Origin of the sequence: uncultured Clostridium sp. (assembly GCF_910588715.1) — a bacterium.
GTDB lineage: Bacteria > Bacillota > Clostridia > Clostridiales > Clostridiaceae > Clostridium.
The window spans coordinates 34,145-40,537 of record NZ_CAJURG010000013.1 but is presented as its reverse complement, the minus strand read 5'-3'; the positions used below and the strand labels follow the sequence as shown (position 1 = coordinate 40,537).

Annotated in this window: 7 protein-coding genes; 2 read left to right on the top strand and 5 right to left on the bottom strand. The window is 28.0% G+C overall.

Translation table 11 applies throughout. The features are described 5' to 3' along the window. Positions 1 to 172 precede the first annotated feature (172 nt). Positions 173 to 754, bottom strand: coding sequence for a hypothetical protein (locus QZ321_RS11780; RefSeq protein ID WP_291749206.1), 582 nt, complete (start codon positions 752 to 754; stop codon positions 173 to 175). 140 nt (positions 755 to 894) lie between these two features. Here QZ321_RS11780 and QZ321_RS11775 point away from each other — a divergent pair, with 140 nt between their 5' ends. After that, the gene (locus QZ321_RS11775; RefSeq protein WP_291749203.1) at positions 895 to 2,139 is read left to right on the top strand and encodes an NAD(P)/FAD-dependent oxidoreductase; all 1,245 of its coding nucleotides are present in this window, start codon (positions 895 to 897) and stop codon (positions 2,137 to 2,139) included. A 138-nt stretch (positions 2,140 to 2,277) separates the two neighbouring features. Here QZ321_RS11775 and QZ321_RS11770 read toward each other — a convergent pair whose 3' ends face one another. The 4 genes from QZ321_RS11770 to QZ321_RS11755 form a co-directional block, all read right to left on the bottom strand. Next, a complete protein-coding gene (locus QZ321_RS11770) occupies positions 2,278 to 3,021 on the bottom strand; it encodes an acyl-ACP thioesterase domain-containing protein (protein WP_291749200.1) in 744 nt (247 codons plus the stop codon). Positions 3,022 to 3,085: 64 nt separating this feature from the next. Next, entirely contained in the window at positions 3,086 to 3,268 is a 183-nt protein-coding gene (locus tag QZ321_RS11765) for a DUF1858 domain-containing protein (protein ID WP_291749197.1), read from the bottom strand. A gap of 166 nt (positions 3,269 to 3,434) precedes the next feature. Then, positions 3,435 to 3,635 (bottom strand): hypothetical protein, encoded by a 201-nt coding sequence (locus QZ321_RS11760; protein WP_290455215.1) that lies wholly within the window; start codon positions 3,633 to 3,635, stop codon positions 3,435 to 3,437. A 111-nt stretch (positions 3,636 to 3,746) separates the two neighbouring features. Then, entirely contained in the window at positions 3,747 to 5,033 is a 1,287-nt protein-coding gene (locus tag QZ321_RS11755) for an adenylosuccinate synthase (RefSeq protein WP_290455216.1), read from the bottom strand. Between the two features lie 172 nt (positions 5,034 to 5,205). Here QZ321_RS11755 and QZ321_RS11750 point away from each other — a divergent pair, with 172 nt between their 5' ends. Next, entirely contained in the window at positions 5,206 to 6,378 is a 1,173-nt protein-coding gene (locus tag QZ321_RS11750; protein ID WP_290455217.1) for a malic enzyme-like NAD(P)-binding protein, read from the top strand. The last annotated feature ends 15 nt before the right edge of the window (positions 6,379 to 6,393 follow it).

The window sequence follows — 6,393 nt, the reverse complement described above, 5'->3', positions numbered from 1 at the left end:
TTACCACCGTGAAAGGGTGGTGTCTTGACCGCTTGACCAAGGGGCCTAGGCTTTTTTATTTCCTGCTGCACTCTCCCGAGCACATTACCTATAATACCTAAAAATATATATAGTGTCAACACTTTTTTTAAAAAATTTTTATATATTTTTTATTATGTTTTATTCAATTAAGTTAAACCAGCATTTTTACTAGGTTTTCTGGAGTTTTAGTTTTTTCAATTGCTTCTCCATATCTCGCTAATAAATATTCTTTTTCTTTAATATCTTTATTTATTTTTTTTATTTCAAAAGCACAAATTTCTAAAAATTCTTCTTTTGGTATTTCATCAATAGTTATATTAAATCCACTCTTTTTAAAATTTTGCCCATCAGCTGTTATTTTTATAGGAATGTTATCATTAATTGTACATAAAATTTCTTTTTCCCATATTCCTCTTTTATTTACTGCATATTTATCTTTTAATAAATTTAAACCTTTAAAATTAATTTTTAATTGATTTTCTAATGAATCTAAAATTCCTTTATATAATGCAACTGATATTCCTCTATTTAATTTAATCTTTAAAAAATCACTATAATTTATTAAAAATTCATCAACCTCAGTTTCTGTTATAAATTCTACTTCTTCTTTTTGAAATACCTTTATTCCCTTTTCACCTGGATAGTTAACAACTACTTGATTATAATTCATTCTTCTTAATTTAAATTCTCTTTCATAGTCTCCCGAACTCGAATTAATTATCTTAACCTTCATAAATATCACCTCTTTAAATAGTATTCCTTAATTTCATTTGTTATATTACTAAGAAAATTTGTTATTGCAGAACATACTCCTAAATATTAAGATATATTTAATTAAAAAATTAATGATATTTATGAAAGGAGTGTTTAAAAATGTATCATGATTTAATAATTGTTGGCGGTGGAGCCTCCGGTTTAATTGCAGCTATTACTGCTAAGGATTTTGGAATAGATGTTGCAATTGTTGAAGGTACTGATAGAATTGGTAAAAAGATTTTAACTACTGGTAATGGTAGATGTAACATATCAAACACTTGTATAAAACCACCTTTTATTAACTACCATAGTTCAAACTCTAATTTTCAATTTACTGCCTTAGATAAACTTCCACTTGAAGATACAAAAAATTTCTTTCTATCTCTAGGTCTTCCAATTGTAGAATTAAAAACAGGAAAACTTTATCCACAGTCTCTTCAAGCCTCTTCTGTTGTGGATATTTTAAAAATGGCTATTGAAGATAGAAATATACCGTTATACACAAACTGCAAAATAAAAGATATCCACAGGGGTAAAAAATTTAAGTTATCCACAACCAATGATGAATATAAGTTATTCACAGCTAATAAAATCATTTTAGCTTGTGGAGGAAAAACAGCTCCTAAAACAGGCTCTGATGGAAGTGGATATAATCTTGCTAAGAGCCTTGGACATTCCATAACATCATTAGTTCCAGGAATAGTTCAATTAAAATTAGATTATCCCCACCTAAAGGCTTTATCTGGAGTTAAATTTGATGGTTATGTAACACTTATAGTTAATAATGAAATTGTTAAAAAAGATTTTGGAGAAATATTATTTACTGACTATGGAATATCAGGTCCTCCTATTCTTCAAGTTTCAGCATTAGCATCACAAAATACATTTAAAAAAAAGAAAACTGAAATTGTAGTAGATTTATTACCTAACTATTCAAAAGAAGAATTAGAAAATTTTTTAGAATGTCATTTTGCAATTCTTAGCCATAGACCTATAATGAATGCTCTTACTGGTGTTATACATAAAAAAATAATTCCTGTTTTATTAAAAGAATGTAGTATAACTAACCTCCAAATGCCATGCTATGAACTTTCATGGCAAGAAAAAGCTAAGATAATAAATACTTTAAAATCTTGGAAGTTTACTTGTACTGGTACTAATGACTTTAATCAAGCTCAAGTTACTGTTGGAGGTATTGATACTAAAGATGTTTATTCAGATACGTTAGAATCTAAATTAGTTCCTAATCTTTATTTTTGTGGTGAAATATTAGATGTTCATGGAGATTGTGGTGGGTTTAATCTTCAATGGGCTTGGAGCTCAGGATATACAGTTGCAACTTCAATTGCTGAAAACAAATAAAATTAACTAATAAAAAAGGTGTTACTCATATTAAATTTAAATATGAGTACACCCATTTTTTTATTATATAAAATTTTAATTATAAATTTTATATAAGACTATTTATATAATACCTTTACCTTTTTAATTAACTTTATTTTATTTTTTCCACTTACTAGTTAATACCGTTAATTCCCTACCATCATTATCAACGATTTTATGAAGTATTATTAACCCATCTTCAGCTTCTTTTATTTCATATGAAGCAGTTATTTCGGCTCCATGTCTACATTCTTTTTCAAAAATAACACTTAATTCTTTAAGTTCATAATTTAATACAATATCTAGTGGAAGTGACTCAACTGCCCATTCAACATATCTAACATTATTTACGTGCATATTAGAATCTATATCACCATATCTAACTTTAAAATGATTTTTATTCATTTCTTCTTTTAATTTTTCAAGTTTATTTACCTTTATATCTGGACAATTTTCAGGATCTACTCCATATACTATGTATTGATCTTCTGGAATTCTTACTGCTCTTCTTCTATCTATATTTATTAATAAGAAAATTCCTTCTCCCTCAACTATTTTTTCATTATTTTCATCATAAATTTCATAAGCTCTTGAAGCATAAAACTTTTTAAAACTTTTAGCCATTGTAACTACTTTTATTTTTTCACCATACTTAGGGTATCTTTTTACGTTTATATCGTATTTATAAAAAACCCAAGATAACCTTTTTTCCATTAAATAATTAATTCCAACGCCTAATTCTTCTGATTGTTTAGTTCCTATATCACAAAAATAATTAATTATGGATGACATCTTACATTCTAATCTATAATTAGTTTCATAATAATGCACCTCATACTCTTTTTCTTTAATTATTCCCACTTTGTATTTCCCACCTTTTTTATTTATTAAAAAGAACCCACTATAATGGGTTCTAATATTTTTTCTATTTGTTTAAAGCTTCTAATAATTCTTCTAAATTTATTCCATGAATATATGCAGCTTCTTCAACAGTTTCAGCTTGTGCAGATGGACATCCAACACATCCCATTCCAAAGCTCATTAATATATCAGCTTTGCTATCACTTATTTTTATTACTTCTCCAATTGTCATATCTTTAGTAATCATTCTTAATCACCTTAGCTTTCATAAAATTATTTAATAAAAATATTTTATATCAAATATATACCAAATTCAAGTAAACTTATCTTCTGTCTTATAATTAATGAACTACTCTCAATTTATACAAATTAAAGATTATTATTAAAAACTTATAATAATTATTTAAGAGATACTAATATAAATTTACTAATCCATTATTAATTTGATTTACAACAGAACTAGAATCAATATCGTACTTTGCCATCATTTCATCTAATGATAAAGATTGATTTTCTATAATTGCATATGCTGGTATTCCATAGCTCATTAATATGTTTGCTGTCATAGGATTTTCCGCCATTATCTCGCATAAACTTGTGTATTTATTAATCATAATGTGCCCCTCTCATAATATTACTTATTAATATTTTGCACACTATAAATAAATATTATACAAATAGTAAAAAGCCATATAAAAATATTTTTATATGGCTTAAAAATTATACTATAGAGGTTTAACTCTCATAGTTTGGTCTCTTCTTGGACCAACTGATACTATAGAAATTCTAGTTTCAGTTAATTCTTCAATTCTTTCTAAATACTTTCTTGCGTTTGGATGTAAATCTTCATAGCTTCTTGCTTTTGCTACGCTTTCATCCCATCCATCAAATTCTTCATATATAGGCTCACATTTAGCTAAATCTTCTAAGCTAGCTGGGAAATAGTCTATAATTTCATCATTGAACTTATATCCAATACACATCTTGACTTTATCTAATCCAGCTAATGTATCAATTTTTGTTACAGCTAATGAAGTTAATCCACTAACTCTAACTGAAGTTTTTAATATAACTATGTCAAGCCAACCACATCTTCTAGATCTACCAGTAGTTACTCCATATTCATGACCTTTTTGTCTTATCCATTCTCCAGTTTCATTTTCTAATTCAGTTGGAAATGGTCCTTTACCTACTCTTGTAGTATATGATTTAGCTATACCAACAGCATTAGTAATCATATTTGGTCCTATACCAACACCATTAGATACTCCCCCTGCTGTTGTATTTGATGATGTTACATATGGATATGTTCCATAGTCAATGTCTAATAACATTCCTTGTGCACCTTCAAATAAAACTGTTTTATCCTTTTTGATTTCATCATAAACCCTTACTGATGTATCTTTTACAAATGGTTTTAATTTTTCACCGTACTTAGAATATTCTTCATATATTTCATCAAAGCTTAACTCTTCTCCACCAAGAACATTAACAATATACTTGTTCTTCATTTCAATATTAGCCATAAGCTTTTCTTTAAATACTTCCTTATCTATAAGATCACAAACTCTTATACCACATCTTTCAAACTTATCAGTATAACAAGGACCTATTCCTTTTCCTGTTGTACCTATATCATTTTTACCTCTAGCTTTTTCTTTTAATTTATCTAAAACCTTATGGTATGGCATAATAACATGTGCTCTATCACTAACTATTAACTTTTCTGGAGTTACCTTTACTCCCTCTTCTCTTAAGTAATCAATTTCTGAAAAGAAAGCCATAGGATCTACAACTACACCATTTCCTATTACATTAAGCTTTTCATCATGTAATATACCTGATGGTATTAAGTGAAGTTTATATTGCTTATCTCCAACCTCTACGGTATGACCTGCATTATTACCACCTTGATATCTAACAACTACGTTTGCTTCTTCAGCTAAGTAGTCTGTCATTTTTCCTTTACCTTCATCTCCCCATTGAGCTCCTAAAACAATAAATGCTGACATTTAACTGCCTCCTTTTAAGACATATTAATAGATTATATTACATCATAATCCCATATAACATGGTATCAAAGTAATTGTAAAATTTCAATATCCAAACGAATAATTTTTTGCTTTATTAATATATAATTCGTATAATATTATTGTAAATATAATTTTGAAGAGGAGTCTTAATATGAATATATATAAAGAATCATTAAAATTTCACGAAGAATTAAAAGGTAAGTTAGAAATATCTTCAAGAGTTAAAATAACTAACGAAAAAGATTTATCACTTGCTTATACTCCTGGTGTTGCTGAGCCGTGTAGAGAGATACATAAAAATCCATCTACAGCTTACTTATATACTCGCAAATGGAATACTGTAGCTGTTATCTCTGATGGTACTGCTGTTTTAGGTCTTGGAGATATTGGCCCACTAGCCTCTTTACCTGTTATGGAAGGTAAATCTATATTATTTAAAGAATTTGCTGATGTAGATGCTTTTCCTATAGTCCTTGATACTAAAAAAGTCGATGAAATAGTTGAAACCGTAATTAGAATTGCCCCTACTTTAGGAGGAATAAATTTAGAAGATATCTCAGCTCCTAGATGCTTTGAAATAGAAAAAAAATTAAAAGAAAAATTAAATATACCAGTTTTCCATGACGATCAACATGGAACTGCCATTATAGTTTTATCTGGTTTAATAAATGCCTTAAAGATAGTTAATAAAAATATTGAAGATTTAAAAATAGTTGTTAATGGTGCTGGAGCTGCTGGAACTGCAATAACTAAACTCTTATTATCTTTTGGTGCTAAAAATATAATTGTTTGCGATAGAGATGGTGCCTTAAATAGAAATACAACTTACTCAAATAAATATTTTGAAGAATTATCTCAAATTACTAACCCTAATAACGAGTCTGGAATATTAAAAGATGTTATTAAAAATGCTGATGTATTCATAGGAGTTTCAGCTCCTAATATAGTATCTAAAGAAATGGTTAAATCTATGAATCATGATTCTATTATATTTGCTATGGCAAATCCAACACCTGAAATATTCCCTGATGATGCAAAAGAAGCTGGAGCTAAAGTAATTGGTACTGGACGTTCAGATTTTCCTAATCAAATAAATAACGTTTTAGCTTTCCCTGGAATATTTAGAGGAGCTTTAGATGTTAGAGCAACTGAAATAAATGAAGAAATGAAAATAGCTGCTGCTTTTGCAATTGCTAATTCTGTTTCAGATGAAGAACTTAACCCTAATTATATTATTCCAAAAGCATTCAATTTAGATGTTCAAAATAAAGTTGCAGAAGCTGTTAAAGAAGCTGCAATTAAAAGTAATGTTGCAACTATATAAAAACTAAAAAATACT